Annotated in this window: 23 protein-coding genes; 21 read left to right on the forward strand and 2 right to left on the reverse strand. The window is 69.3% G+C overall.

The features are described 5' to 3' along the window. Positions 1–96 precede the first annotated feature (96 nt). From FBY21_RS22070 to FBY21_RS22100, 7 genes are all read left to right on the forward strand, one after another. A complete protein-coding gene (locus tag FBY21_RS22070) occupies positions 97–3,789 on the forward strand; it encodes a DUF2339 domain-containing protein (RefSeq protein WP_142013678.1) in 3,693 nt (1,230 codons plus the stop codon). Beyond that, positions 3,786–5,150, forward strand: a complete 1,365-nt coding sequence (locus tag FBY21_RS22075) for a DUF3999 domain-containing protein (protein WP_142013680.1) — start codon at positions 3,786–3,788, stop codon at positions 5,148–5,150. Before FBY21_RS22070 ends, FBY21_RS22075 begins: the two co-directional genes overlap by 4 nt. A 183-nt stretch (positions 5,151–5,333) precedes the next feature. After that, the gene (locus FBY21_RS22080; RefSeq protein ID WP_253543761.1) at positions 5,334–6,983 is read left to right on the forward strand and encodes a histidine kinase N-terminal 7TM domain-containing protein; all 1,650 of its coding nucleotides are present in this window, start codon (positions 5,334–5,336) and stop codon (positions 6,981–6,983) included. Positions 6,984–7,142: 159 nt separating this feature from the next. After that, the gene (locus FBY21_RS22085; protein WP_074973619.1) at positions 7,143–8,153 is read left to right on the forward strand and encodes a class 1 fructose-bisphosphatase; all 1,011 of its coding nucleotides are present in this window, start codon (positions 7,143–7,145) and stop codon (positions 8,151–8,153) included. A gap of 3 nt (positions 8,154–8,156) precedes the next feature. Next, the gene (locus FBY21_RS22090; RefSeq protein WP_142013684.1) at positions 8,157–8,756 is read left to right on the forward strand and encodes a DUF924 family protein; all 600 of its coding nucleotides are present in this window, start codon (positions 8,157–8,159) and stop codon (positions 8,754–8,756) included. 69 nt (positions 8,757–8,825) lie between these two features. After that, positions 8,826–9,080 carry a lipoprotein gene (locus tag FBY21_RS22095; protein WP_044405457.1) on the forward strand — a complete coding sequence of 85 codons (255 nt, stop codon included), beginning with the start codon at positions 8,826–8,828 and terminating at the stop codon, positions 9,078–9,080. Further along, positions 9,080–9,631 (forward strand): lipocalin family protein, encoded by a 552-nt coding sequence (locus FBY21_RS22100; RefSeq protein WP_044405460.1) that lies wholly within the window; start codon positions 9,080–9,082, stop codon positions 9,629–9,631. The genes FBY21_RS22095 and FBY21_RS22100 overlap by 1 nt, the downstream gene beginning before the upstream one ends. Positions 9,632–9,647: 16 nt before the next feature. On the opposite strand, the gene FBY21_RS22105 is transcribed toward FBY21_RS22100, so the two are convergent. After that, positions 9,648–11,006 carry a formimidoylglutamate deiminase gene (locus FBY21_RS22105; RefSeq protein ID WP_142013686.1) on the reverse strand — a complete coding sequence of 453 codons (1,359 nt, stop codon included), beginning with the start codon at positions 11,004–11,006 and terminating at the stop codon, positions 9,648–9,650. A 162-nt stretch (positions 11,007–11,168) separates the two neighbouring features. Between FBY21_RS22105 and hutC the strand changes: the two genes are divergently transcribed. From hutC to FBY21_RS22150, 9 genes are all read left to right on the forward strand, one after another. Next, positions 11,169–11,921 (forward strand): histidine utilization repressor, encoded by a 753-nt coding sequence (gene hutC / locus FBY21_RS22110; RefSeq protein ID WP_069559931.1) that lies wholly within the window; start codon positions 11,169–11,171, stop codon positions 11,919–11,921. Continuing rightward, the gene (locus tag FBY21_RS22115) at positions 11,918–12,490 is read left to right on the forward strand and encodes a HutD family protein (protein WP_142013688.1); all 573 of its coding nucleotides are present in this window, start codon (positions 11,918–11,920) and stop codon (positions 12,488–12,490) included. The genes hutC and FBY21_RS22115 overlap by 4 nt, the downstream gene beginning before the upstream one ends. 319 nt (positions 12,491–12,809) lie before the next feature. Next, entirely contained in the window at positions 12,810–14,135 is a 1,326-nt protein-coding gene (locus FBY21_RS22120; RefSeq protein ID WP_107330153.1) for a YjiH family protein, read from the forward strand. Between the two features lie 38 nt (positions 14,136–14,173). After that, positions 14,174–15,844, forward strand: a complete 1,671-nt coding sequence (gene hutU, locus FBY21_RS22125) for a urocanate hydratase (protein WP_142013690.1) — start codon at positions 14,174–14,176, stop codon at positions 15,842–15,844. 6 nt (positions 15,845–15,850) lie between these two features. Further along, positions 15,851–17,383, forward strand: a complete 1,533-nt coding sequence (gene hutH / locus FBY21_RS22130) for a histidine ammonia-lyase (RefSeq protein ID WP_142013692.1) — start codon at positions 15,851–15,853, stop codon at positions 17,381–17,383. Positions 17,384–17,459: 76 nt separating this feature from the next. Next, positions 17,460–18,854 (forward strand): amino acid permease, encoded by a 1,395-nt coding sequence (locus FBY21_RS22135; protein ID WP_074973633.1) that lies wholly within the window; start codon positions 17,460–17,462, stop codon positions 18,852–18,854. 87 nt (positions 18,855–18,941) lie between these two features. Continuing rightward, entirely contained in the window at positions 18,942–20,150 is a 1,209-nt protein-coding gene (gene hutI, locus FBY21_RS22140; protein ID WP_142013694.1) for an imidazolonepropionase, read from the forward strand. Then, on the forward strand, positions 20,143–20,946 hold the full coding sequence (gene hutG / locus FBY21_RS22145) for an N-formylglutamate deformylase (protein WP_142013696.1): 804 nt from the start codon (positions 20,143–20,145) through the stop codon (positions 20,944–20,946). The genes hutI and hutG overlap by 8 nt, the downstream gene beginning before the upstream one ends. Before the next feature lie 181 nt (positions 20,947–21,127). After that, positions 21,128–21,664 (forward strand): REP-associated tyrosine transposase, encoded by a 537-nt coding sequence (locus tag FBY21_RS22150; RefSeq protein WP_142016561.1) that lies wholly within the window; start codon positions 21,128–21,130, stop codon positions 21,662–21,664. A gap of 246 nt (positions 21,665–21,910) precedes the next feature. Here the strand turns inward: FBY21_RS22150 and FBY21_RS22155 are convergent, their stop codons facing one another. Next, positions 21,911–22,342, reverse strand: coding sequence for a hypothetical protein (locus tag FBY21_RS22155; RefSeq protein ID WP_142013698.1), 432 nt, complete (start codon positions 22,340–22,342; stop codon positions 21,911–21,913). A 95-nt stretch (positions 22,343–22,437) separates the two neighbouring features. Between FBY21_RS22155 and pip the strand changes: the two genes are divergently transcribed. The 5 genes from pip (at position 22,438) to FBY21_RS22180 (ending at position 26,582) form a co-directional block, all read left to right on the forward strand. Next, positions 22,438–23,412 (forward strand): prolyl aminopeptidase, encoded by a 975-nt coding sequence (gene pip, locus FBY21_RS22160; protein WP_044405487.1) that lies wholly within the window; start codon positions 22,438–22,440, stop codon positions 23,410–23,412. After that, entirely contained in the window at positions 23,412–23,849 is a 438-nt protein-coding gene (dtd, locus tag FBY21_RS22165) for a D-aminoacyl-tRNA deacylase (protein ID WP_044405489.1), read from the forward strand. The genes pip and dtd overlap by 1 nt, the downstream gene beginning before the upstream one ends. Positions 23,850–24,006: 157 nt before the next feature. Further along, positions 24,007–24,798: a transporter substrate-binding domain-containing protein gene (locus FBY21_RS22170; RefSeq protein ID WP_044405490.1), complete on the forward strand. Its 792-nt coding sequence runs from the start codon at positions 24,007–24,009 to the stop codon at positions 24,796–24,798. 94 nt (positions 24,799–24,892) lie between these two features. After that, the gene (locus FBY21_RS22175) at positions 24,893–25,855 is read left to right on the forward strand and encodes an amino acid ABC transporter permease (RefSeq protein ID WP_074973645.1); all 963 of its coding nucleotides are present in this window, start codon (positions 24,893–24,895) and stop codon (positions 25,853–25,855) included. Beyond that, on the forward strand, positions 25,848–26,582 hold the full coding sequence (locus tag FBY21_RS22180) for an amino acid ABC transporter ATP-binding protein (RefSeq protein ID WP_044405493.1): 735 nt from the start codon (positions 25,848–25,850) through the stop codon (positions 26,580–26,582). Before FBY21_RS22175 ends, FBY21_RS22180 begins: the two co-directional genes overlap by 8 nt. Positions 26,583–26,749: the final 167 nt, after the last annotated feature.

A 26,749-nucleotide genomic window follows, 5' to 3' on the forward strand; every position in this document is an offset into this window, starting at 1 on the left:
GGGAGCGGCACCTTGCGCCGAATATACTGGCGCATCGCCGCAAGGCCCGGCCTCGATGCCGGCACGGCGACTTTCTCACTCTCGGGAAGACAGCGCATGCAATGGATTTTCATGCTGGTCGGCTTGGCCATGGGGGCGGCGGCTGGTGAATCGATCACCGGCGCCTTGCTGGGGGGGCTGATGGGCCTCGGCCTGGGGCAGGCGATCCGCCTGCAGGGCCTGGGGCAGGAAAATGCCCGCCTGCAGAAGGAACTCCGCGAATTCTCCACCCGCTTCGAAAAGGGCACCGAAGCCCTGTTCCAGCGCCTGCTGGAGGTGGAGAAACGCACCGCCGAGCGGCCGACCCGCGCCCCGGCGGCCGACGCGCCGCCCACCCCGGCGGTGGAAACGCCCGCCGCTGCGCCTCAGCCCGAGGTCACCGCCCGGCCCGAGCCGCAGCCTGAAGAGACCGAACTGGTCTGGGAACTGCCGGCCGACGTGGAGCCGCCCGTGGCCGCGCAGGTCGCCGCCGAGGGGCCTGCCGCGCCCGAAGCGCCGCTGGACTGGACCCTCGAGCCCCTCCCCGAACCCGTTGCCGCCGCTGAAGCGGCGCCTCAGCGACCGGAGCAACCTGCACCACGCCCCATCGTCCGGCATGCCCCGGCGCCCCGCAGCGAGCCGGCCTACCGCCACGAGCCCTCGCTGTTCGAGCGCGGTTTTGCCGCGGCCAAGGCCTGGCTGTTCGGCGGCAACACCGTCCTGCGCATCGGTGTGCTGCTGCTGTTCCTCGGCCTGGCCTTCCTGCTGCGCTACGCCACCGAAGGCATGGTGGTGCCGATCCAGGTGCGCTACGCCGGCGTGGCGGCGGCCGCCATCGCCCTGCTGGGGCTCGGCTGGTGGCTGCGCCGCCGCAACCCCTCCTATGCCTTGATGCTGCAGGGCGCGGGGATCGCGGTGCTGTACCTGACGGTGTTCGCGGCCATGCGCCTGCACCCGCTGCTGGACCCGAAGGCCGCGCTGGTGCTGCTGGTGGTGGTCACGCTGTGCTCGGCCGTGCTTGCGGTGCTGCAGGATGCACTCGGCCTGGCCGCTGCTGCGGCGCTGGGCGGTTTCGCCGCGCCGATCCTCACCTCCACCGGCAGCGGCAACCATGTGGCGCTGTTCTCCTACTTCGCCCTGCTCAATGCCGGCATCTTCGCCATCGCCTGGTTCAAGGCCTGGCGCCTGCTCAACCTGATCGGCTTCGTCGGCACCTTCGGCATCGGCATGGCCTGGGGCAACCGCTCCTACACGCCGGAGCTGTTCGCCAGCACCGAGCCCTTCCTGGTGCTGTTCTTCCTGATGTACGTGGCCATCGGCCTGCTGTTCGCCCGTCGGCGCCTGCGCGAGGCGGCCAACGCACCGACGGAGCGCGACGCGCTGTTGAATTGGTCGGTCCGCCAGGGTGACTACCTCGATGCCACCGTGCTGTTCGGCCCGCCGCTGGTGGGCTTCGGCCTGCAGTACGCGGTGATCCGCCACTTGGAATTCGGTGCCGCCTTCAGCGCCCTGGCCCTCGGCCTGTTCTACATGGTGCTGGCGCGCCTGGTGGCCGGGCGCACCGCCGGCCGCGCGCTGCTGCTGGTGGAAACCTGCCTGGCCCTGGGCGTGGTGTTCGGCACCCTGGCCATCCCGCTGGGGCTGGACGCCCGCTGGACCTCTGCCGCCTGGGCGGTGGAAGGGGCCGGCATCTTCTGGCTCGGCCTGCGCCAAGGGCGCCCGCTGGCCCGCGCCTTCGCCCTGGCCCTGCAGGCCGGCGCGGCGCTGGCCTTCATCAGCGGCCTGGAGCTGGGTCGCAACAGCCTGCTGGAAGGCGCGCCTCTGGGCGCCCTGATGCTGGGCGTGGCCGGCCTGTTCAGCTACTGGCAGCTGCGCATCACCCCGGCGGACCGCCTGCGCAGCCACGAGCCCGGCCTGCAGCCGGTGCTGGCGGCCTGTGGCCTGGGCTTCCTCTACCTGATCGCGCCGCTGTGCTGGTACGCCGAAGGCACCGCCATCGCCTGGGCGCTGGCCGGCCTGGCCACGCTGTTCGCCGGCCTGCGTCTGCGTTCGCGCACCTTCCTCTTCGCCGCTTTCGCGGTGCAACTGCTGGGTGGGGCGGTGTTCCTGCTGGGCATCGACCGCGACAGCCTGGGCGTCGGCGGCGCGCTGGGCTGGCGCAGCCTGATCACCGCCTCGCTGATCGGCCTGGCGCTGATCGGCGGCATGCTGGTGGCCGCGCGGGACGAGATGGTGCGCGACGACGCGCGCCTGCTGCGCGGTATGTCCGTGGTGCTGTTGGCGGGCCTGGTGTTCATCAACCTGGCGGTGCTGTTCGTCCTGCCGTGGCGCTCGGCCGCCGCCGTCTGGGGCGGCAGCGGCCTGCTGATCATCTGGCTCAGCCTGCACCTGCAACTGCGTGCCAGCTTCGTCTTCGGCCTGGGGCTGCAGGCCGTGGCCGGCATCACCTTCCTGGCGGTCAGCCCGCTGCTGCTGGGTGAGCTGAGCAGCGAAGGGCTGCGCCCGCTGGCCCATGCCGGCTTCTGGACGCCGGCCGTGCTGGCCCTGGCGGCGCTGGTGGGGGCCTGGCGCCTGCACCGCGAGCACCGCCGCGAAGACCCGCGCCTGCCGGGCGTCAGCCTCGGCCACCTGGCCCAGCTGCTGCTGGTGTGGAGTGCCGGCTGGTGGGCCCTGGCGGGGTTGTCGGAGATCATCCGCTTCGCCGAGCCGGCGCTGCGCGTGCCCCTGGCGCTGGTACTGGCGGCCCTGAGCGTGGCGGCCTGGTCGCAACTGGCGCGTCGTGAACGCTGGGAAGGCCTGGCGCTGCTCTGCCTGCTGCTGGTGCCGGCGGCGCTGGTGGCCCTGCTCGGTGCCTGGACGCCGCGCTACCACCCGGCGGCCGACTTCGGCTGGCTGGGCTGGGGGCTGGTGTTCGCCGCTCACCTGCTGGTGCTCAAGCGCCTGCATGACCTGCTGCCGGAGGGCGCGCGCAGTGCCGCCCATGTGCTCGGCTGCTGGTTGATCCTCGGTGTGTTGGCGCTGGAGCTGCGCTACCTGCTCCTGCTGCTCTCCGAGCACTACAACGCCTGGCGCTGGCTGGGCTGGGCGCTGCTGCCGAGCCTCTACCTGCTGGCGATGACCCGCCTGCCGCGCTTGCCCTGGCCGGTGTCCGCGCACCCGCGCGAGTACCGCCTGTGGGCCGCGCTGCCGCTGGCGCTGATGATGCTCGGCTGGTTCTGGGTGGCCAACGCCTGGAGCGACGGCAGTGCCGATCCGCTGCCCTACCTGCCGCTGGTCAACCCGCTGGAGCTGGGCCTGCTGTTCGCCCTGCTGGGGGTCAGCCTGTGGCTGCGCGACTACCTGCCCGAGTTCGGCCTGGGCGAAGACGTGGAGCTCTGGCTGCCCCAGGTGGTGGTGGGCGCCTCGCTGTTCGCCCTGGCCACGGCCGTGGTGTTCCGTACCGCCCACCACTGGGGCGGCGTGCCCTTCACCCTGCAGGCCCAGCTGGATTCCATGCTGGTGCAGGCGGGGCTGTCCCTGGTCTGGACCACCATCGCCCTCGGCCTGATGGTCGGCGGCCACCGCCGCGTGCACCGCGAGCTGTGGCTGGTGGGCGCGGCGCTGATCGGCGTGGTGGTGGCCAAGCTGTTCTTCGTCGAACTGGGCAACCGGGGCGGCCTGGAACGCATCATTTCCTTCATCGGCGTCGGCGTGCTGCTGCTGGTCGTCGGTTACTTCGCGCCCTTGCCGCCCAAGCGGGGCGCCGCTGAAACGGAGCAGGTCAGTACATGAGTCGTCTAACCCTGTTGCTGGGCGCCTGCCTGGCAGTGGCCAGCCCGGCATTCGCCGCCGAGAAACTCGCCGACTACACCGCCCAGATGCCGCTCAAGGTGGAGGGGCAGGGCCCCTGGTACCGCCTGGAGTTGCCCATGGCCCTGCAACTGGCGGCAGCCCATGGCGACCTGCGTGACCTGCGGGTGTTCAACGCCGAGGGTGAGCCGCTGGCCTACTCGCTGACCCGCAGCGAAGGCAGCACCGCCCGCACCGAGCAGGCGCTGGACCTCAAGTGGTTCCCCCTGCGTGGCCCGGCCAATGTGGACAGCGCGCCCCGCGTGCGGGTGGAGCGCAGCACCACCGGCACCCTGGTGGAAGTGGTGCCGGAGGAGCCCGCCGCGCCGGGCGAGCGCCTGCGCGGCTGGCTGCTGGACGCCAGCGCCGCCCAGGGCCCGCTGGAGCGCCTAGTGCTGGACTGGACGACGGGCGAAGAGGGCTTCCAGCGCTTCTCCATCGAGGCCAGCGACGACCTGCAGGACTGGCGCCCCTGGGGCACCGGCCAACTGGCCCGGCTGAGCTTCGGCGGGGATCGCATCGACCAGCGTGAAGTGGCGCTGCCGGGCCAGCCCGCCCGCTACCTGCGCCTGTTGTGGCTGGACGCCGAGGCTCCGGTGCTGTCCGCCGCGCGGGTCACCACGGCCAGCCGCGAGAGCCGCCCGGCGCCGATGGTCTGGTCCGATCCGCTGCCGGCGCGCCGCGAAGGGGAGGGCGAGTACCGCTGGGACCTGCCGCTGCCCATCGCCGCCGAGCGCCTGTGTTTCGCCCTGGAGCAGCCCAACACCCTGGCACCGGTCCAGCTGCAATCGCGCAACGACCCGGCCGGCCAGTGGCGGCCGCTCACTTCAGGCCTGCTCTACCGCCTGCCGGGGGAGGGCAAGGAGAACGTCCATGACGAGCTGATCCTCTCCGGCTGGGACCGCATCCAGCAGGTGCGCCTGAAAGTGGACCTGCGTGCCGGCGGCTTCGGCACCCAGGGCCCGGCGCTGCGGGTGGGCATGCGCGCCACCGAGGTGGTGTTCCTCGCGCGGGGCACCGGCCCCTTCGTGCTGGCCGTCGGACGCCCAGCGGCCACGTCCTCGGCGCTGCCGCTGGGCACCCTGGTGCCCGGCCTGCGGAACGACTCGCTGGCGAAGATGGGCCAGGCGCGTATCGAGGGCGACCTGCGCGTCACCCAGGCCGTGGCGGAGGACAAGGCCGCCGTCCAGGCCGAGCAGACCGACTGGAAGCGCTTCGGCCTCTGGGCCGTCCTGCTGCTGGGCGTGGGGCTGCTGGTGATGATGGCGGTCAGCCTGCTGCGCGCCCAGAACAAGGGCGCATAAGCGGCGTTGTTGCCACCATCTGTCACATGGATGGTGGCTTTTTGCTGTATCGTTGCGCGGTCGCGCGGTATGGGCCGCGCCTCTTTTCCAGACAGGTTCCGACGCCGTGAAACGCGCTTTCTTCCCGCTGCCCCGTGCCCTTGTCCGGCATGCCGGGGCCGCTCGCCCTGTGGAAGCGCGTCGGTGAGCCTGTGTTCGATCCCGGGCTGGAGCCTCACGCCGCCGGTGCTGTTCACCGGGGTGGTGGCGGTCGGGGTCATCCTGCTGGCGCGCTGGGTCGGCCGGCAGCGTTACTTCCCCGGCCGCGCCAGCTTCATCCTCATGCACCTGGGCATCCTCTGGTGGCTGGGGGCCGCCGGCCTGGAGCTGGCTGCCGAGGGCGCCTCGTGCAAGGTGCTGTGGGCCACCATGGCCTGGCCGGGCATTGTCGGGGTGCCGACGCTCTGGGCGGTGTTTCTCTGGCAGTACGTCAACAGCATCCGTGAGCCCCTGTCTCCACGTCGCTACCTGGCCCTGTCCATCGCGCCGCTGCTGGCCTGGGCGCTGGCGGCCAGCAACCCCTGGCACCAGGCCTTCTACGGGCCGGGCACGGCGCCGCTGAGCGACCTGCCCGGTGCGCCGGTGCGTTACGAGCACGGGGTGCTGTTTCACGGCGTGGCGGTCTACGTCTATCTGCAGATGCTGTTCTGCCTCTACGTGGTGGCGCGCGCGGTGCTGGCCAGCCACGGCCTGCACCGCCGGCACTACCTGGCGTTCGTCTTCGTCACCTGCGTGCCCTGGGTCGCCAATGCGTCCTACGTGATGTTCGGCTGGACCCTGTTCGGGTTCGATCCGACCCCCTTCAGCTTCGCCTTCACCCTGGCGGCGTTCTCCTGGCTGATCGTCGGTGTGCGCCTGTTCGACCTGATGCCGGTGGCGCGCCACCTGCTGCTGGAGGAACTGCCCGATCCGGTGCTGGTGGTGGATGCCAAGGGCCGTGTCATCGAGGCCAACCCGGCGGCCCTGCGCCTGGCCGGTCTGCGCGGTGGCTGGCAGGGCCGGGTGCTGGCGGAGTGGCCGGTGGTCGGCCAGCCGCTGCAGGCGCTGTTGCAGGAGTCGGGCAACCTGGAGGCGATGCTCACCCTGGAGGCGCCGGAGCGGTACTTTGAGGTGCGCTGCCGGGCCATCGAGCGGCTGACCCGCACCGGCAACCACGTGCTGGGGCGGATGATCTACCTGCGCGACGTCACCGCGCGGCATTGCAGCGAGCTGCAGCTGGCCGAGGCCCTTGCCACCAGCGAGGAACGCCTGCGGACCATCTCCAGCCTCCACGAGCAGTTGCGCCAGCAGGCCCTGCGCGACCCGCTCACCGGCCTCTACAATCGCCGCTACCTCAGTGAGTTCTTCGAGCGCGAGATGGCCCGTGGCCTGCGCGAGCAGAGCCCGATCGCCCTGGCGCTGATCGACCTGGACCACTTCAAGCAGCTCAACGACCGCCACGGCCACCTGGTGGGGGACGACGTGCTCAAGGGCGTCGCCGGCTACCTGGAGTGCAGCCTGCGCAGCTCGGACGCGGTGTTCCGCTTCGGCGGCGAGGAGTTCCTGCTGGTGATGCCCGGGGCCGATGCCCACGAGGCGGCCGAGCGCCTGGAGGCGATCCGCCGTGAACTGGCCACCACGGCCCTGGTGACCCGCAACGGCGAGCTGCGGGTGACCCTGTCCGCCGGCCTGGCGGTCTGGCCGGGCCAGGGGCAGGGCCTCGACGAGCTGCTGCAGATCGCCGACGCCGCCCTCTACGAGGCCAAGCGCAACGGCCGCAACCGCGTCTGCAGCCTGGCGAGCCTTTCGTCCTGAGCCGTCACTGAACCTGTGCGCCCGTGTCGCGTCTGATCCTTCGGCACCGCTTCGTCAGGGCCCTGCCTACCGTCCGCCGTGTCGCCTGGCGTGAAGCAATGCGCCGCGAGTCGCGCTAAACTGCGCGCGTTTTTTCCCCATTCCATCCGGAGCCAATTCATGTCCCGCGTTACCCTCAGTCGCTATCTGATCGAGCAGACCCGTAGCCACAACACCCCTGCCGATCTGCGCTTCCTCATCGAGGTGGTGGCGCGTGCGTGCAAGGAGATCAGCCACGCGGTGTCCAAGGGCGCGCTGGGTGGCGTGCTGGGCAGCATGGGCACCGAGAACGTCCAGGGCGAAGTGCAGAAGAAGCTCGACGTGCTCTCCAACGAAATCCTGCTGGAAGCCAACGAATGGGGCGGCCACCTGGCCGGCATGGCCTCCGAGGAAATGGACAACGCCTACCAGATCCCCGGCAAGTACCCCAAGGGCGCGTACCTGCTGGTGTTCGACCCGCTGGACGGCTCCTCCAACATCGACGTCAACGTCTCGGTCGGCACTATCTTCTCGGTGCTGCGCTGCCCGGATAAGTACCTCTCGCAGAATGACAGCCTGAACGAACAGGCCTTCCTCCAGCCCGGCACCCAGCAGGTCGCCGCCGGCTACGCCATCTATGGCCCGCAGACCATGCTCATGCTGACCCTGGGCGACGGCGTGAAGGGCTTCACCCTGGACCGCGAGCTGGGCTCCTTCGTGCTCACCCACGACAACATCCGCGTGCCGGAAACCACCGCCGAGTTCGCCATCAACATGTCCAACCAGCGCCACTGGGAAGCCCCGGTGAGCCGCTACGTGGGCGAGATGCTGGCCGGCAAGGAAGGCCCGCTGGGCAAGAACTACAACATGCGCTGGATCGCCTCCATGGTGGCCGACGTGCACCGCATCCTGACCCGTGGCGGCGTGTTCATGTACCCCTGGGACGCCCGTGAGCCGGAGAAGCCCGGCAAGCTGCGGCTGATGTACGAAGCCAACCCGATGTCCTTCATCATCGAGCAGGCCGGCGGCGCCGCCACCAACGGTCGCCAGCGCATCCTCGACCTCCAGCCCGAGTCCCTGCACCAGCGCGTGCCGGTGTTCCTGGGCTCCAAGGAAGAAGTGGCCCGGGTCACCGGCTACCACCTGGAGTAACCCATGCAGCCCTGGCAGCCGCTGCTGGACTGGTGGTTCGGGCCCGAGGCCCCGGCCAGCGAGGTGGTGGCGAGCCGCCAGGGCCTGTGGTTCGGCAAGCGTGACAGCCAGGACCGCGAGGCCAGGGAGCGCTTCGGCCCGCTGGTGGAGCAGGCCCTGGCCGGCGGCCTCGCCGAGTGGGGCCAGTGCCCGGACGGCTGGCTGGCCCGGTTGCTGTTGCTGGACCAGTTGCCGCGCATGATCTTCCGCGACCAGCCCCGCGCCTTTGCCGGCGATGCCCTGGCCCGCGAGCAGGTCCGCGACGGCCTGGCGCAGGCGTGGGACCGGCAGCTCCCGCCGATCCGCCGCGTCTTCGCCTACCTGGTGCTGGAGCACGCCGAGGACCTGGCCCTGCAGGACGAGGCCGTGCAGCGCTTCGCCGCCCTGCGGGATGCGCTGCCCGAGGCCGAGCGCGGCCCCTTCGACAGCTACCTGGACTACGCCGAGCGGCACCGCGCGGTGATCGCCCGCTTCGGTCGCTTTCCCCACCGCAACGCCATCCTGTCGCGCGCCTCCACCGAGGCGGAGCTGCGTTTCCTCGAGGAACCCGGCTCGCGCTTCTGAATCCAATGGGCATCCGCCGCCTCGCTGTGCCAAGCTTTGCGGCGTTCCTACCCCTGAACGGAGTCATCCATGCGCCTGCGTATCCTCGCCCTGCTGTCCGTCTGCGTCGCACTCGCCGCGTGCAACAAGATCAACCAGGAGAACTACTCCAAGATCAAGGCCGGCATGGCCAAGACCGAGGTGGAGCAACTGATCGGCGAACCCACCGAATGCTCCGGCGCGGTCGGCCTCACCAGTTGCACCTGGGGTGACCAGCAGACCTTCATCAGCATCCAGTTCGCCGCCGACAAGGTGGTGATGTACCAGGGCAAGGGGCTGAAATGATGCGCCGGGCCCTGTTTGCCGCCGCCCTGCTGCTGGCTGGCTGCGCCGGCACCGGCAGCCCGGCGGAACCGCCGCGCACCGCCGGGCAGGTGGACCTGCAGCGCTACCAGGGCACCTGGTACGAGCTGGCGCGCCTGCCGATGTTCTTCCAGCGCAACTGCGCCCAGTCCGAGGCCCACTACAGCCTGGAAGGCGAGGGCCGCGTCGGGGTGCTCAACCGCTGCCGCACCCCCGAGGGCGAGTGGCAGGAGGCACGCGGCTACGCCGTGCCCCAGGTGGAGGGGCAGACCGACAAGCTCTGGGTGCGCTTCGACAACGTCTTCACCCGGCTCTTCCCGAACCTCGCCAAGGGCGACTACTGGGTGCTCTACCTGGACGAGGGCTACACCACCGCGCTGGTGGGCAACCCGAACCGCGAATACCTGTGGATGCTCTCGCGCACCCCGGTGGTTTCGGAGAAGACCCGCGCGCGCCTGGTGCGCCTGGCCCAGTCCCAGGGCTACGACACCGACCGTCTGATCTGGCGCACACCCGACAGCCAGATGCCCTGACCCCGGCGGCGGGCCGTCAGCCCAGGACGGTCCGCAGCACCTCGGCGAAGGCCCAGGCCGTCGCTTCCTCGGCAGGGTGGTGGCCGTTGCGCACCACCCAGCGTCCGCCCACCATCACATCCCGCACCTGGCGGTCGCCGCCGGCGAACAGCCAGCGGTTGAGCAGCGCATCCCCCTCGGCGGTGGCCAGGTAGGGGTCGGTGCCGTCCAGCACGATCCAGTCGGCCCGGCTGCCCACGGCCAGCGCCCCCACCGGTTGCCCCAGGGCCTGGGCGCCGCCGGCCAGGGCCGCATCGAACAGGGTGCGGCCCACCTGGGGCTGCTCCGGGCGATTCAGGCGATTGCGCCGCTGGTCACGCAGGCGCTGGCCGTATTCCAGCCAGCGCAGTTCCTCCACCACGCTCACCGACACATGGCTGTCGGAGCCGATGCCCAGGCGCCCGCCCCGGGCGAGGAAGTCCACCGCCGGGAAGATCCCGTCGCCCAGGTTGGCCTCGGTGGTCAGGCACAGGCCCGCCACCGCACGGCTGCGGGCCATGGCCTGCACCTCATCGGCCTCGGCGTGGGTGGCGTGCACCAGGCACCAGCGCGGGTCCACCGGCGCGTGTTCGTACAGCCACTGCAAGGGGCGACGGCCACTCCAGGCCAGGCAGTCGTCCACCTCCTTCTGCTGCTCGGCGATGTGGATGTGGATCGGCCGGGCCCCGTCTTCGGCGGCCAGCACCGTGGCCAGTTGGTCGGGCGTCACCGCCCGCAGGGAGTGGAAGCACAGCCCCAGCCCCTGATCCGCCGGCAGTGCCTCGCGCAAGCGCTGTTGCAGGGTCAGGTAACTGTCGGTGCTGTGGATGAAACGGCGCTGGCCCTCGTTGGGCGGCAGGCCGCCGAAGCCGGCGTGGCTGTAGAGCACCGGCAGCAGGGTCAGGCCGATGCCGCTGTCGCGGGCGGCGCGGCTGATGCACAGTGCCAGCTCCGCAGGGTCGGCATAGGGGCGGCCGGCCGGGTCGTGGTGCACGTAGTGGAACTCGGCCACGGCGGTGTAGCCGGCCTTGAGCATCTCCACGTAGAGCTGGCGGGCGATCACCTCCATCTGCTCGGGGCTGAGGCGGCCCACCAGGCGGTACATCAGCTCGCGCCAGGTCCAGAAGCTGTCATTGGGGTTGCCCGCCACCTCGGCCAGGCCGGCCATGGCCCGCTGGAAGGCATGGGAGTGCAGGTTGGGCATGCCCGGCAGCACCGGCCCGTGGAGCCGCTCGGCGCCCTCGGAACCGGCATCGGGGAGGACCTGTTCAAGCAGGCCGGAAGCCCCGACCTCGAAGCGGACATTGCGTGCCCAGCCCGAGGGCAGGAGGGCTCGTTCAGCGTGGAAGGCAGGCATGGCGCGGGCTCCCGGTGAGTGGTCTTATTTGTATATACATATACAGACGTTGTAGGGCGCCGTAAACTTGCGGCTGTCCGTGCTTGTCCGCCGGTGTCGAATCCGGTACATGCCGGTAGCGGGTGCCTGCCTGGTGCCCGCCGTTTCCACAAGGAGATTCCCGTGTCCCCATCGCCCTCCGCGCCGTCCTCCCTGGCCGCCCAGATCGGTGACGCCCCCGCGCCGCTGTACGCCCGGGTGAAGCAGATGATCACCCAGCAGATCCAGTCCGGCGCCTGGCCGCCGCACTACCGGGTGCCGTCGGAGAGCGAGCTGGTGAGCGAGCTGGGCTTCAGCCGCATGACCATCAACCGTGCCCTGCGCGAGCTGACCGCCGACGGCCTGCTGGTGCGCATGCAGGGCGTGGGCACCTTCGTCGCCGAGCCCAAGGGCCAGGCTGCGCTGTTCGAGGTGCACAACATCGCCGAGGAAATCGCTGCCCGTGGCCACCGTCACCACTGCGTGGTGGTCAGCCTGCAGGAAGAGCAGGCCGGCCCCGAGCGCGCCCTGGCGCTGGACCTGCGCGAAGGCCAGCGGGTGTTCCACTCGCGCATCGTGCACTTCGAGAACGACGTGCCGGTGCAGATCGAGGACCGCTACGTGAACCCCGCCGTGGCCCCCGACTACCTAGCCCAGGATTTCACCCGCCAGACGCCCCACGCCTACCTGTCCCAGATCGCCCCGCTCACCGAGGGCGAGCACGTGGTGGAGGCCATCCTCGCCGACGCCGACGAGTGCCGCCTGCTGCAGATCGAACGGGGCGAGCCCTGCCTGCTGATCCGCCGTCGCACCTGGTCCGGGCGCAACACCGTCACCAGCGCCCGCCTGCTGTACCCCGGCTCGCGTTACCGCCTCGAAGGACGCTTCGGCTCATGAACCGCATCCGCCTGCTCAAGGCAGCCGACTACCCGCGCATGCCGTGGAAGAACGGCGCCGGCTCCACCCTGGAGATCCTCCGGGATGCCGGGGACGGCCTCGACCGCTTCGGCTGGCGCCTGTCCATCGCCGATGTCGGCCAGTCCGGCCCGTTTTCCGCCTTCAGCGGCTACCAGCGCGTCATCACCGTGCTGGAAGGTGCCGGCATGCGCCTGACCGTGGACGGCCAGCCTTCCCGCGACCTGGGCCCCCTGGATGCCTTCGCCTTCGACGGCGGGGCGGTCGTGGACTGTACCCTCATCGACGGGCCGATCCGCGACTTCAACCTCATCTACGCCCCCGCGCGCTACGCCGCCCGCTTGCAATGGCTGCGCCTCGACGGGCCGCAGTCGCTGTTCAGCGATGCCGATCACCTGCTGCTGTTCGCCGCCGAAGCAGGCGCCGGCCTCCAGGGCGGCCCGCTGCTGGAACGCCACGACTGCCTGCACCTGGAGCGCTCGGGCAGCCTGTCCGAGGTCCGTCTCGAGGGGGCCGGCACCCTCTGCCTGATCGAGCTGCTGGCGCGCTGAGGCGCGCCCGACCTTCCCTGCCTTCCCCGCGCTGTTCGCCCTTGCCGGGCACCCCCGTCCGCCTGCCTCCCACTGTTACCGAACGCCTCAACGGTGTGCGGTGCTGCTCCCGAATGATGCGCCGCTGCCCCAGGTAGCGGTCGGATCGGTTGCGCCCGTGTAAACCGGGGATGCCTGCCCGAGCCCAGGTAATCCGGCGCTTTCCTCCGTGATGCAGGCGCAGCGGAGCGGGTTGGTCCCTGAATTGCATATGCTTGTATGTACAAGTAGATACGTGTCTGTTCCTGAGTCCTGAACACCCTGTAACCGGAGACGCGCGATGCCTGGCAACCTTTCAGCGACTGCACAGCCGAACCGCACCCTGGCACTCGTCCGCCTGCTGGGCTACAGCGCCATCGGGCTCGTGCTGTTCTTCGTCCCGTTCGAGATCGCCGGCCGTTCCACCATCCTGATCGACCACGCCGCCTCGGCCCTGCAGGTGCACGCGCGTCCGCTGGTCATCGGTCTGGCGTTGCTCTTCATGCTCTACGGCGCCATCGAGCCCTGGCGCAGCGGGCGCTGGCGCCAGGGCTTCACCCACCTGGTGTTCAGCGTCCTCAAGGGCGTCGGCTTGCTGGTCGGGGTCGCCTACCTGTTCCAGGTGGGGCCCGCCGCCGTCTATGAGCCGGGCATGCTGCCGTTCCTCTTCGACAAGCTGGTGCTGAGCCTGGCCCTGATCGTGCCGCTGGGGGCCCTGGCGCTGGTGTTCCTCATCGGCTTCGGCCTGCTGGAGCTGGTGGGCGTGCTGATGCAGCCGGTGATGCGCCCCATCTGGCGGACCCCGGGCAAGTCGGCCATCGACGCCGTGGCCTCCTTCGTCGGCAGCTACTCCGTCGGCCTGCTGATCACCGACCGCATGTACCAGCAGGGCCACTACAGCGTGCGCGAGGCCGCCATCATCGCCACCGGGTTCTCCACGGTGTCGGCGCCCTTCATGGTGATCATCGCCAAGACCCTCGGCCTGATGGGGCAATGGAACCTCTACTTCTGGGGCGCCATGCTGGTGACCTTCGCCGTGACCGCCGTCAGCGCGCGGATCTATCCGCTGTCGCGGCTGCCGTCCGAAGGCCGGGCCGAACCGCCGCTGGCACCCGGTGCCAGCCGCCTGGCCAGTGCCTGGCGCGCTGGGCTGGAGCAGGCCGCCCAGGCCCCGACGCTGGCATCGGCCCTGCGGGAAACCTTCATCGATGGCCTGCGCATGACCGCCGCCATCCTGCCCAGCATCCTTGCCGTCGGGCTCCTCGGGTTGCTGGCCGCCCGCTACACGCCGCTGTTCGACGCCGTCGGCCTGCTGCTCTATCCCGTTACCTGGCTGCTGGGCCTGGGCGAGCCGATGGTGGTGGCCCGCGCCCTCGCTGCCGGCCTGGCCGAGATGTTCCTGCCGGCGATGCTGCTCAAGGACGCTGACGTGCTGGTGCGCTTCGTCACCGCCATCGTGTCCGTCAGCAGCGTGCTGTTCCTGTCCGCCTCGATCCCCTGCGTGCTGGCCACGCGGATCCCGCTCCGCCTGCGGGACCTGCTGCTGGTCTGGCTGCAGCGCACCCTTCTCAGCCTGGTGTTCAGCGTGCCGCTGGCCTACCTGGCGCAATTCCTGGGCTGGCTGTGAGCCGCCCGAACATCCATCCACCTTCGCTGGAGACTGCCATGACCAAGTACCGCGACATCGAGATCCGCGCCCCGCGCGGCACCACCCTCAACGCCCGGAGCTGGCTCACCGAAGCCCCGCTGCGCATGTTGATGAACAACCTCGACCCCGAGGTGGCGGAGAACCCGAAGGAGCTGGTGGTGTACGGCGGCATCGGCCGCGCCGCGCGCAACTGGGAATGCTTCGACGCCATCGTCGACAGCCTGAAGAAGCTCGGCGACGACGAGACCCTGCTGGTGCAGTCCGGCAAGCCGGTGGGGGTGTTCCGCACCCACGCCGACGCCCCCCGCGTGCTGATCGCCAACTCCAACCTGGTGCCGCACTGGGCCACCTGGGAACACTTCAACGAACTGGATGCCAAGGGCCTGGCCATGTACGGCCAGATGACCGCCGGCAGCTGGATCTACATCGGCAGCCAGGGCATCGTCCAGGGCACCTATGAAACCTTCGTCGAGGCCGGCCGCCAGCACTACAACGGCGACCTCAAGGGCCGCTGGGTGCTCACCGCCGGCCTGGGCGGCATGGGCGGCGCCCAGCCCCTGGCCGCGACCCTGGCCGGGGCCTGCTCGCTGAACATCGAGTGCCAGCAGAGCCGCATCGACTTCCGCCTGAAGACCCGCTACGTGGACGAGCAGGCCAAGGACCTCGACGACGCCCTGGCACGCATCGCCCGCTACACCGCCGAAGGCAAGGCCATCTCCATCGCCCTGCACGGCAACGCCGCCGAGATCCTCCCGGAGCTGGTGCGCCGGGGCGTGCGCCCGGACATGGTGACCGACCAGACCAGCGCCCACGACCCGCTCAACGGCTACCTGCCCGCCGGCTGGACCTGGGAGCAGTACCGCGACCGCGCGCAGACCGACCCGGCCGGCGTGGTCAAGGCTGCCAAGCAGTCCATGGCCGTGCACGTGCGCGCCATGCTCGACTTCCAGAAGCAGGGCATCCCCACCTTCGACTACGGCAACAACATCCGCCAGATGGCCCAGGACGAGGGCGTGGCCAACGCCTTCGACTTCCCCGGCTTCGTCCCGGCCTACATCCGCCCGCTGTTCTGCCGGGGCATCGGCCCGTTCCGCTGGGCCGCGCTCTCCGGCGACCCGCAGGACATCTACAAGACCGACGCCAAGGTGAAGGAGCTGATCCCCGACGACGCCCACCTGCACCGCTGGCTGGACATGGCCCGCGAGCGCATCGCCTTCCAGGGCCTGCCGGCACGCATCTGCTGGGTCGGCCTGGGCCTGCGCGCCAAGCTGGGCCTGGCCTTCAACGAAATGGTGCGCTCGGGCGAACTGTCCGCACCGGTGGTGATCGGCCGTGACCACCTGGACTCCGGCTCGGTGGCCAGCCCCAACCGCGAGACCGAGGCCATGGCCGACGGCTCCGACGCCGTCTCCGACTGGCCGCTGCTCAACGCTCTGCTGAACACCGCCAGCGGCGCCACCTGGGTGTCGCTGCACCATGGCGGCGGCGTGGGCATGGGCTTCTCCCAGCACTCCGGCGTGGTGATCGTCTGCGACGGCACCGACGCCGCTGCCGCGCGCATCGCCCGCGTGCTGACCAACGACCCGGCCACCGGCGTCATGCGCCATGCCGATGCTGGCTACGCTGTGGCCATCGATTGCGCCCGCGAGCAGGGCCTGAACCTGCCCATGATCGGCAAGGGGGAATAAGCCGAAATGAATGCCTTGCACCTCACTCCCGGCCACCTGACCCTGGCCCAGCTGCGCGCCGCCTTCCAGCAGCCCCAGCGCATCACCCTCGACGCCTCGGCCGATGCGCCCATCGCCGCCAGCGTCGGCTGCGTCGAAGCGATCATCGCCGAGGGCCGCACCGCCTATGGCATCAACACCGGGTTCGGCCTGCTGGCCTCCACCCGCATCGCCCCCCATGACCTGGAGAAGCTGCAGCGTTCCCTGGTGCTGTCCCACGCCGCCGGAGTCGGCGAGGCGCTGGACGACGCTATGGTGCGGCTGATCATGCTGCTCAAGGTCAACAGCCTGGCGCGCGGCTTCTCCGGTATCCGTCGCGCGGTGATCGACGCCCTGGTGGCGCTGCTCAACGCCGAGGTCTATCCGCACATCCCGCTCAAGGGCTCGGTCGGTGCCTCCGGTGACCTGGCGCCGCTGGCGCACATGTCCCTGGTGCTGCTCGGCGAGAGCCGCGCCCGCCACAAGGGCCAATGGCTGCCCGCCCGCGAGGCCCTGGCCATCGCCGGGCTGGAGCCGCTGACCCTGGCCGCCAAGGAAGGGCTGGCACTGCTCAACGGCACCCAGGCGTCCACCGCCTACGCCCTGCGCGGGCTGTTCGAGGCCGAGGACCTGTTCGCCGCCGCCACCGTCTGCGGCAGCCTCAGCGTCGAGGCCATGCTCGGCTCGCGGGCACCGTTCGACGCGCGCATTCATGCCGCCCGTGGCCAGCGCGGCCAGGTGGATGTGGCGGCGGCGTACCGCGAGCTGCTCACCGCCAGCAGCGAGATCGCCCGCTCTCACGAGAAGTGCGACAAGGTCCAGGACCCGTATTCCCTGCGCTGCCAGCCCCAGGTCATGGGCGCCTGCCTGACCCAGCTGCGCCAGGCCGCCGAGGTGTTGGAGATCGAAGCCAACGCGGTTTCCGACAACCCCCTGGTGTTCGCCGAGGAAGGCGACGTGGTGTCCGGCGGCAACTTCCACGCCGAGCCGGTGGCCATGGCCGCCGACAACCTGGCCCTGGCCATCGCCGAAGTGGGCTCGCTGTCCGAGCGGCGCATCTCGCTGATGATGGACATGCACATGTCCCAGCTGCCGCCCTTCCTGGTGGAGAACGGTGGGGTCAACTCGGGCTTCATGATCGCCCAGGTCACCGCTGCCGCCCTGGCCAGTGACAACAAGGCCCTGGCCCATCCCCACAGCGTCGACAGCCTGCCCACCTCGGCCAACCAGGAGGACCACGTGTCCATGGCGCCGAACGCCGGCAAGCGCCTCTGGGCCATGGCCGAGAACGTGCGCGGCATCCTCGCCATCGAGTGGCTGGGGGCCTGCCAGGGGCTGGACTTCCGCACCGGCCTGAAGACCTCGCCGAAGCTGGAGCAGGCCCGCACCACCCTGCGCCAGCAGGTGCCCTACTACCAGGAGGACCGCTTCTTCGCCCCCGACATCGAGGCCGCCAGCGACCTGCTGGCCAGCGGTTGCCTCAACGCCCTGGTGCCGGCCGGCCTGCTGCCGAGCTTCTGAGCCCCTTCGCCGCCCCGGTCCCGGGGCGGCTCCATGCCTGCCTCTGCATGACAAGAACAATCAGGAGAGCAATGGAATGACCACGTCACACTCTTCCCTCCAGCGAGGCCTGAGCGCCCGCCACATCCGCTTCATCGCCCTGGGCTCGGCCATCGGCACCGGCCTGTTCTACGGCTCCGCCTCGGCCATCCAGATGGCCGGCCCTTCCGTGCTGCTGGCCTACCTGGTGGCCGGTGTCGCGGTGTACATGGTGATGCGCGCTCTCGGTGAAATGGCCGTGCGCAACCCCACGCCCGGCGCCTTCGCCGAATACGCCAGCACCTACATCGGTCCGCTGGCCGGGTTCATCACCGGCTGGACCTATGCGTTCGAGATGGTGATCGTCTGCCTCGCCGACGTGACCGCCTTCGGCATCTACATGGGGTTCTGGTTTCCCGACGTGCCCCGGTGGATCTGGGTGCTGTCGATCATCTGCTTCATCGGCGCGCTGAACCTGTGCACGGTGAAGGTTTTCGGTGAGCTGGAGTTCTGGCTGTCGCTGATCAAGGTCGGGGCCATCGTTGCCATGATCCTCGGCGGCTTCGGCATCATGCTCTACGGTTTCGGCCTGGAGACCGGCCATGCCGGCACCGGTCTCGAGAATCTCTGGCAGCACGGCGGTTTCATGCCCCATGGCTTCGGTGGCCTGGTGGCCTCCCTGGCCGTGGTGGTGTTCGCCTTCGGCGGCATCGAGATCATCGGCGTGACCGCTGCCGAAGCCCGCGACCCGCAGAAGGTCATCCCCCGTGCGGTGAACGCGGTGCCGGTGCGCATCCTGCTGTTCTACGTGCTGACCCTGTTCGTGCTCATGGCGATCTTCCCCTGGCCGCAGATCGGCACCCAGGGCAGCCCCTTCGTGCAGATCTTCGACGGGCTGGGTATCGGCTCGGCCGCCATGATCCTCAACCTGGTGGTGATCTCCGCCGCCGTGTCGGCCATCAACAGCGACGTATTCGGCGCCGGTCGCATGCTCTATGGCCTGGCGCTGCAAGGCCAGGCGCCGTCCGGCTTCGCCCGGGTCTCGCGCCATGGCGTGCCCTGGCTGACCGTGGTGGTGATGGCTGGCGCACTGCTGATCGGCGTGGTGCTGAACTACCTGATCCCGGAGCGGGTGTTCCTGCTGATCGCTTCCATCGCCACCTTCGCCACCGTCTGGGTCTGGCTGATGATCCTCGTTTCCCAGGTGGCCATGCGTCGGCGCATGAGCCCGGCCGAACAGCAGGCATTGGCGTTCAAGGTGCCGTTCTGGCCGGTGGGACCGGTCCTGGCCATCGCCTTCATGCTGTTCATCTTCGCCGTGCTGGGCTGGTTCCCGAAGACCCAGATGGCGCTGCTGGTGGGGCTGGTGTGGATTGCACTGCTGGTGCTCGCCTACTGGCTCTGGGTGCGTCCGTCGGGCCGCGAGCCCGAGCCGCTCGCCGAACTGCCTTGAACCCCGTGCCGCCCGCAATGCGGGCGGCCTCATCCATGGAGGATCCATGACCCTCGCCCATTCCAGCCATGCAAAGGGCCCACGATCATGAAGACGCTCTGGCACAACGCCCACATCGCCACCCTGCGGGACGGGCGCTACTCCATCATCGAGCACGGCGCGCTGCTCACCGAAGGTGCGCTGATCCGCTGGGTCGGCCCGCTGGCCGAGGCCCCGGATACCGGCGATGCCAGGCGGGTCGACCTCGGTGGCGCCTGGGTCACCCCGGGGTTGATCGACTGCCACACCCACCTGGTGTTCGGTGGTGACCGCAGCGCCGAGTTCGAGCAGCGCCTGGAGGGCGTCAGCTACGCCGAGATCGCCGCCCGGGGCGGTGGCATCGCCAGCACCGTGCGCGCCACCCGCGAGGCCAGCGAGGACGAACTGCTGGCCAGCGCGGTGACGCGCGCCCGGCATCTGCTGCGAGACGGCGTCACCACCCTGGAGGTGAAGTCCGGCTACGGGCTGGACCTGGCCAGCGAGCGCAAGATGCTGCGGGTCGCCCGGCGCCTGGGTGAGGTGCTGCCGGTGACGGTGAAGACCACCTGCCTCGCCGCCCACGCCTTGCCGCCGGAATACGCCGGCCGCGCCGACGACTACATCGAAGTGGTCTGCACCGAGATCCTGCCGGCACTGGCCGCCGAGGGCCTGGTGGATGCGGTGGACGCCTTCTGCGAGCACCTGGCCTTCTCCCCGGCCCAGGTCGAGCGGGTGTTCCAGGCTGCGCGCGGACTGGGGTTGCCGGTGAAGCTGCACGCCGAGCAGCTGTCGTCCCTGCATGGTTCCAGCCTGGCGGCGCGCTACGACGCCCTGTCGGCGGACCACCTGGAATACATGACCGAGGACGACGCCATCGCCATGGCCGATGCCGGCACCGTCGCCGTGCTGCTGCCGGGCGCCTTCTACCTGCTGCGCGAGACCCAGCTGCCGCCCATCGACGCCCTGCGTCGCCACGGCGTGACCATGGCGGTGGCCAGCGACCTCAACCCCGGTACCTCGCCGGCGCTGTCCCTGCGGCTGATGCTCAACATGGCCTGCACCGCGTTCCGCCTGACCCCGGAAGAGGCACTGGCCGGCGTCACCCTCAACGCCGCCCGCGCCCTGGGCCTGGCCGAGCGTTGCGGCAGCCTGGAAGCGGGCAAGCTCGCCGACTTCGTCGCCTGGGACATCCAGCGCCCGGCGGAGCTGGCCTATTGGCTCGGCGGCACCTTGCCCAACCGGGTGGTGCGCCACGGACAGGAGATCGACCTTGGATAACGTCCTCGACTTCACCCCCGGCCGCGTGCCGCTGCTGATCAGCATGCCGCACCCCGGCACCCGCCTGACCCCGGCGGTGGAGGCCGGCCTGAGCGATGCCGCGCGCTCGCTGATCGACACCGACTGGCACATCCCGCTGCTGTACGACTTCGCTGCCGAGCTGGGGGCCGCGACCCTGGCGGCGCGCTACTCGCGCTACGTCATCGACCTCAACCGCCCGGCGGACGACACGCCGCTCTACGCCACCGCCACCACCGGCCTGTTCCCCGACGTGATGTTCGACGGCCAGCCGCTGTTCCGGGCGGGGTGCGAGCCTTCGGCCGAGGAGCGCGCCGGTTACCTGGACGGCATCTGGGCGCCGTACCACGGGCGCATTGCCGAGGAGCTGGCGCGGCTGAAGCGCGAGTTCGGCTATGCGCTGCTGTTCGACGCCCACTCCATCCGCGCCTTCATCCCCCGCCTGTTCGACGGCCACCTGCCGGACTTCAACCTCGGCACCAACGCCGGCGCCAGCTGCGACCCGGGCCTCGCCGATGCGCTGGTCAGCGTCTGCGCCCGCGTCGAGGGTTACAGCCACGTGCTCAACGGCCGCTTCAAGGGCGGCCACATCACCCGCCACTACGGCCAGCCGGCCCAGCACATCCACGCCGTGCAACTGGAACTGGCCCAGCGCACCTACATGAACGAAGAGGAGCCCTTCGCCTTCCGCGAAGATCTCGCCGTTCCCACCCGCAAGGTCATCCGCCAGCTGCTGCTGGCGATGCTCGCCTGGGGGCGGGAGCGCTACGGGCGATAGACCCTGCACCAGGTAGCCCGGGCTTCAGCCCGGGGAGGGGCGGGCACTTTCCACCTTTCCCGGGCTGAAGCCCGGGCTACGACGGATGCAGACGCTTCGGCGGGCCGTTCGGCCTCGAGCCGACAGAGCGCGGGTGGTCACCCTGCAAGGCTCTCCGGCCCCCTATCCGGACGTGCCATTCATGGTGATGTATCGACGAGCCCGCCAAGCCGGGGGCTGCTACTTCCTTACCCTGGCGCTGGCAGATCGGCGAAGCGATCTGCTCGTGCGCCATTTCGATCTGTTGCGCGAAGCGATTCGCCAGGCCCGCTCGCGACGGAGCTTTCGCCTCGATGCGATCGTTGTGCTGCCCGAGCACCTGCACATGGTGATGAGCCTGCCCGAAGGGGACGACGACTTCTCAAGCCGCATTGCGTCGATGAAGGCGGCCTTCGTCCGGGCGTTGCGTGCGCAGGGGCATCCCGTGAGACCCAACGCCAAGCGTGAGGCCGGGCTGTGGCAGCCTCGCTTCTGGGAGCACTTGCTACGGGACGAGAGGGATTTCGCTGCCCATGTCGACTACATCCACATCAATCCGCTCAAGCACGGCCTGGTCACACGGGTCGCCGACTGGCCGCATTCGAGTTTCCACCGTTACGTGCGGGAGGGCCTGTTACCGGCGGATTGGGCCGGGGGCGAGGAGAGCCGCATCACCGGAGCAGGCGAACGGCGTGCATAGCCGGAGTGTTGTGTGAGGTGCACGGACTCCCGGGCTGAAGCCCGGGCTACGGGTGGGTGTTCCCTTGTGCCGATGGTTCAGGCCGGGCGCTGGTGTAGCCCGGACTTCAGTCCGGGATGGTCTTGGGCGCACGGGATTCCCGGGCTGAAGCCCGGGCTACGGGTGGACGCTTCCTTATGCCGGTGGGGCCGGCTGGGTGCTTTCGTAGCCCGGACTTCAGTCCGGGGCGAGGCACAACGGCCGGGGTCACTCCCAACTGAGGCGGGCGAGCTTCCAGTCGCCGTCGTCGCGCCACCATTCGAGTTTCACGGCGTATTGGCGGGCGGCATCGGGGATGAGGCCTTCGGCGCCGGTGAGGGCGACGCGGGCGTCGGTGTGGCCCTTTTCACGGTAGGTGGTGTCGAGGCGGCTGTCCTGGCTCAGGGCGATGATCGACACGTTCTTGTGGCGCATGAACAGCAGCGCCATGGTGCGCCGTGCCCACTCACGGTCGTTGCCGTCGGCGGTGGTGAACTGCGGGTGCAGCTGCTTCATCACCGCGCCGGTGTCCTTCGCTTCCAGGTTGGCCTGCAGGGCCTTGACCGCTGCCTCCAGCTCGGCGGCCGGATCTTCGCGGCCGCAACCGGCGAGCAGGGCCAGGAACAGTACGATCGGTAGGGTGAACAGCCTCGCTGACATATTCGAACTCCATTTCCCTCGTTTATGATGCCGGGCACATTAGGCGGCGGATGTCCCGTGGGGCATTGGCCTAGAGCACAGAATCGGAGCCCAGCATGCTGACTTTGTATCCGGAAATTAAGCCCTACGCCCGCCACGAACTGGCTGTGGACGAACCGCATGTGCTCTACATCGACGAGAGCGGCACCCCCGACGGCTTGCCGGTGGTGTTCATCCACGGCGGCCCGGGTGCCGGCTGCGATGCCCTGAGCCGGCGCTTCTTCGACCCGACCCTGTACCGCATCGTCACCTTCGACCAGCGTGGCTGTGGCCGCTCCACCCCCCACGCCAGCCTGGAGAACAACACCACCTGGGACCTGGTCGCCGACCTCGAACGCATCCGCGAGCACCTGGGCATCGACCGTTGGGTGCTGTTCGGCGGTTCCTGGGGTTCCACCCTGTCGCTGGCCTACGCCCAGGCCCACCCGGACCGGGTGCGGGCACTGATCCTGCGCGGCATCTTCCTGTGCCGTCCCCAGGAGCTGAAGTGGTTCTACCAGGAGGGCGCGAGCCGGCTGTTCCCCGACTACTGGGAGGACTACCTGGCGCCGATCCCGGCGGACGAGCAGGACGACCTGATCCAGGCCTTCTACAAGCGCCTCATCGGCACCGACCAGATCGCCCAGATGCACGCCGCCAAGGCTTGGTCCACCTGGGAAGGCCGCACCGCCACCCTGCGCCCCAGCGCCTCGGTGGTGGAGCGCTTCAGCGAGCCGATGCGCGCGCTGTCCATCGCCCGCATCGAGTGCCACTACTTCGTCAACAACGCCTTCCTCGAACCCAACCAGCTGCTGCGCGACATGCCGCGCATCGCCCACCTGCCGGGGGTGATCGTGCACGGTCGCTATGACGCCATCTGCCCCCTGGAGAACGCCTGGGAGCTGCACAAGGCCTGGCCCAACAGCGAGCTGCAGATCGTCCGCGACGCCGGCCACGCCGCCTCCGAAGCGGGCATCACCGATGCCCTGCTGCGCGCCACGGACAGCATCGCCCGCCGCCTGCTGGACCTGCCGCCGGAAGAGGAAGCCTGATGAAGGCGCTGCTGCAACGGGTCTCCGCCGCCCGGGTGGACGTCGCCGGGGAGACCGTCGGCGCCATCGACCGCGGCCTGCTGGTGCTGGTGGGCGTCGAGCCCCAGGACACCGAGGCCAGCGCCGACAAGCTGCTGCACAAGCTGCTCAACTACCGTGTGTTCAGCGATGCCGAGGGGAAGATGAACCTGTCCCTCGGTGCCGTGGAGGGCGGCCTGCTGCTGGTCTCGCAGTTCACTCTGGCCGCCGACACCCGCAGCGGCCTGCGCCCGAGCTTCTCCAGCGCCGCGCCGCCGGCCCAGGGCGAGCGCCTGTTCGACTACCTGGTGGCGCGGGCCCGTGCCCAGCACGCCCAGGTCGCCACCGGGCGCTTCGGCGCCGACATGCAGGTGCACCTGGTCAACGACGGCCCGGTCACCTTCCTGCTGGAAAGCTGAGCCCGCTTCGCTCCGCGCCGCCTGTCCGATAGTGGCGTGCTTGTTGCTTCGGGTTGACTCGCCATCCACGGTCCGGGCGGTTAGGATTTCGCGCCATGCCCGTCGGGTCCGTGGGCGCCGCTTCACACAATAACGATCTGCCCTGTCAGGAGTAAGAATGAAGAAGCTTCTCGCATCCCTGTTGCTCTCCGCCTGCGCCTTCACCGGCCTGGCCCACGCCGGCGTCGTCGATGACGCGGTCAAGCGCGGCACCCTGCGGGTCGGCATGGACCCGACCTACATGCCCTTCGAAATGACCAACAAGCGCGGCGAAATCATCGGCTTCGAAGTGGACCTGCTCAAGGCCATGTCCAAGGCCATGGGCGTGAAGCTGGAGCTGGTGTCCACCAGCTACGACGGCATCATCCCGGCCCTGCTGACCGACAAGTTCGACATGATCGGCTCCGGCATGACCCTGACCCAGGAGCGCAACCTGCGCATCAACTTCTCCGAGCCCTTCATCGTGGTCGGCCAGACCCTGCTGATCCGCAAGGACCTGGAAGGCAAGATCAAGTCCTACAAGGACCTCAACGACGGCCAGTACCGCATCACCTCCAAGATCGGCACCACCGGCGAGATGGTCGCCAAGAAGCTGATCGCCAAGGCCCAGTACCACGGCTTCGACAACGAGCAGGAAGCGGTGATGGACGTGGTCAACGGCAAGGCCGATGCCTTCATCTACGACGCCCCCTACAACGTGGTTGCGGTGAACAAGGCCGGTGCCGGCAAGCTGGTGTACCTGGAAGAGCCCTTCACCTACGAGCCCCTGGCCTTCGGCCTGAAGAAGGGTGACTACGACAGCATCAACTGGATCAACAACTGGCTGCACCAGATCCAGAAGGACGGCACCTACGAGCGCATCCATGCCAAGTGGTTCAAGAACACCGCCTGGCTGAAGGACATGGAATAACGGGACGCGCTCCCCGCTGCACGCGACAGGTCCGGCCCACGAGGCCGGACCTGTCTTTTTCGCCCCCCAGGCATCGCCATGAGCGAGACCCATCGTGACTAGAAAACACCGCCGTACCTGGCCCTGGCACCTGCTGACGGGCCTGATCCTGCTGGTGGTCGCCTACGGCCTCTGGTACTCCACCTCCCTGATCTCCTACGAGTGGCGCTGGAACCGGGTGCCGCAGTATTTCGCCTACCAGGCCGAAGAGGCCCAGCGCGCGGCCGACTACGCGCGGGTCGAGGCCATTGCCGAGGAAGGCGCCAACGCCCGGGTGACCCTGGTCACCGAGGGCGGCGAGGAGCAACAGCTGCAGGTGGCCAAGGACAGCCTGCAGGTCAGCCAGGGCGACGACCTCTCCGAAGGTGACGTGGTCGGCGTGACCCGACACTGGGCGGCCGGCCCGCTGCTCTGGGGCCTCTGGACCACCCTGTGGATATCCGTGCTTTCCGGCGCGCTGGGGCTGGTGATCGGCCTTTTCACCGGGCTCTGCCGGCTGTCGCAGAACCCCACCCTGCGCGACCTCTCCACCGTGTACGTCGAGCTGGTGCGGGGCACCCCGCTGCTGGTGCAGATCTTCATCTTCTACTTCTTCATCGGCACTGTGCTGGACCTCTCCCGGGAGTTCGCCGGCGTCGCCGCCCTGGCGCTGTTCACCGGGGCCTACGTGGGCGAGATCGTCCGCGCCGGCGTGCAGTCCATCGCCCGTGGGCAGAACGAGGCCGCGCGTTCCCTCGGCCTCACCGGCGGCCAGTCGATGCGCTACGTGATCCTGCCCCAGGCGTTCAAGCGCGTGCTGCCGCCGCTGGCCGGGCAGTTCATCAGCCTGGTGAAGGACACCTCGCTGGTGTCGGTGATCGCCATCACCGAGCTGACCAAGAGCGGCCGCGAGGCGATCACCACCTCGTTCTCCACCTTCGAGATCTGGTTCTGCGTCGCCGCGTTGTACCTGGTCATCAACCTGCCGCTGTCGCAGATCGCCAACCGACTGGAGCGGAGGCTCGGGAAAAGTGATTGAAGTCCGTAACCTGATGAAAGTCTTCGATGCCCGTGGCCAGGAAGTGCGCGCCGTCGACGACGTGACCACCTCGGTCAAGCGCGGCGAGGTGGTGGTGGTGATCGGCCCCTCCGGCTCCGGCAAATCCACCTTCCTGCGCTGCCTCAACGGCCTGGAGGAACTGGACGCGGGTTCGGTGAGCATTGACGGCGTCGACCTGGCCAACCCGAAGACCGATGTGAATGCCTACCGCCGCGAAGTCGGCATGGTGTTCCAGCACTTCAACCTGTTCCCGCACATGACCGTGCTGGAGAACCTCTGCCTGGCGCAGAAGGTGGTGCGCAAGCGCGGCAAGGCCGAGCGCGAGGAGAAGGCCCGGGCGCTGCTGGCCAAGGTGGGCATCGCCCAGAAGGCCGGCGAGTACCCCTCGCGCCTGTCCGGCGGCCAGCAGCAGCGCGTGGCCATTGCCCGGGCGCTGTGCATGGAGCCGAAGGTGATGCTGTTCGACGAGCCCACCTCGGCGCTGGACCCGGAGATGGTCGGCGAGGTGCTGGACGTGATGAAGCAGCTGGCCCAGGAGGGCATGACCATGGTCTGCGTCACCCACGAGATGGGCTTCGCCCGCGAGGTGGCCGACCGGGTGCTGTTCTTCGACCATGGCAAGTTGCTGGAGGATGCGCCGCCGGCGCAGTTCTTCGACCAGCCCCGGGACCCGCGTGCGCAGGCGTTCCTCAGGCAGGTGCTGTAAGGGAATGGAAAGGGCCGCGATGCGGCCCTTTTTCTTTGATCGTCCAGGGGGGGAGCATCGAGAGCTTTGTCGCCAAGCTGGTTACCGAGCTCGGCGGATGTCACCTGTTTCGCCCCGCCGGGCGAGTTTCTTTTTTCAGTCGCCAAAAAAGAAACCAAAAAGGCTCG

Source organism: Pseudomonas sp. SLBN-26 (assembly GCF_006715895.1).
Classification (GTDB): Bacteria; Pseudomonadota; Gammaproteobacteria; order Pseudomonadales; family Pseudomonadaceae; genus Metapseudomonas; species Metapseudomonas otitidis.

Bases quoted from the DNA above. Each gene is read 5' to 3' on its own strand.
- FBY21_RS22070 (WP_142013678.1), top strand. From the start codon at position 97: ATGCAATGGATTTTCATGCTGGTCGGCTTGGCCATGGGGGCGGCGGCT.
- FBY21_RS22075 (WP_142013680.1), top strand. From the start codon at position 3,786: ATGAGTCGTCTAACCCTGTTGCTGGGCGCCTGCCTGGCAGTGGCCAGC.
- FBY21_RS22085 (WP_074973619.1), top strand. From the start codon at position 7,143: ATGTCCCGCGTTACCCTCAGTCGCTATCTGATCGAGCAGACCCGTAGC.
- FBY21_RS22090 (WP_142013684.1), top strand. From the start codon at position 8,157: ATGCAGCCCTGGCAGCCGCTGCTGGACTGGTGGTTCGGGCCCGAGGCC.
- FBY21_RS22095 (WP_044405457.1), top strand. From the start codon at position 8,826: ATGCGCCTGCGTATCCTCGCCCTGCTGTCCGTCTGCGTCGCACTCGCC.
- FBY21_RS22100 (WP_044405460.1), top strand. From the start codon at position 9,080: ATGCGCCGGGCCCTGTTTGCCGCCGCCCTGCTGCTGGCTGGCTGCGCC.
- FBY21_RS22105 (WP_142013686.1), bottom strand. From the start codon at position 11,006: ATGCCTGCCTTCCACGCTGAACGAGCCCTCCTGCCCTCGGGCTGGGCA.
- FBY21_RS22115 (WP_142013688.1), top strand. From the start codon at position 11,918: ATGAACCGCATCCGCCTGCTCAAGGCAGCCGACTACCCGCGCATGCCG.
- FBY21_RS22120 (WP_107330153.1), top strand. From the start codon at position 12,810: ATGCCTGGCAACCTTTCAGCGACTGCACAGCCGAACCGCACCCTGGCA.
- hutU (WP_142013690.1), top strand. From the start codon at position 14,174: ATGACCAAGTACCGCGACATCGAGATCCGCGCCCCGCGCGGCACCACC.
- hutH (WP_142013692.1), top strand. From the start codon at position 15,851: ATGAATGCCTTGCACCTCACTCCCGGCCACCTGACCCTGGCCCAGCTG.
- FBY21_RS22135 (WP_074973633.1), top strand. From the start codon at position 17,460: ATGACCACGTCACACTCTTCCCTCCAGCGAGGCCTGAGCGCCCGCCAC.
- hutI (WP_142013694.1), top strand. From the start codon at position 18,942: ATGAAGACGCTCTGGCACAACGCCCACATCGCCACCCTGCGGGACGGG.
- FBY21_RS22150 (WP_142016561.1), top strand. From the start codon at position 21,128: ATGGTGATGTATCGACGAGCCCGCCAAGCCGGGGGCTGCTACTTCCTT.
- FBY21_RS22155 (WP_142013698.1), bottom strand. From the start codon at position 22,342: ATGTCAGCGAGGCTGTTCACCCTACCGATCGTACTGTTCCTGGCCCTG.
- pip (WP_044405487.1), top strand. From the start codon at position 22,438: ATGCTGACTTTGTATCCGGAAATTAAGCCCTACGCCCGCCACGAACTG.
- dtd (WP_044405489.1), top strand. From the start codon at position 23,412: ATGAAGGCGCTGCTGCAACGGGTCTCCGCCGCCCGGGTGGACGTCGCC.
- FBY21_RS22170 (WP_044405490.1), top strand. From the start codon at position 24,007: ATGAAGAAGCTTCTCGCATCCCTGTTGCTCTCCGCCTGCGCCTTCACC.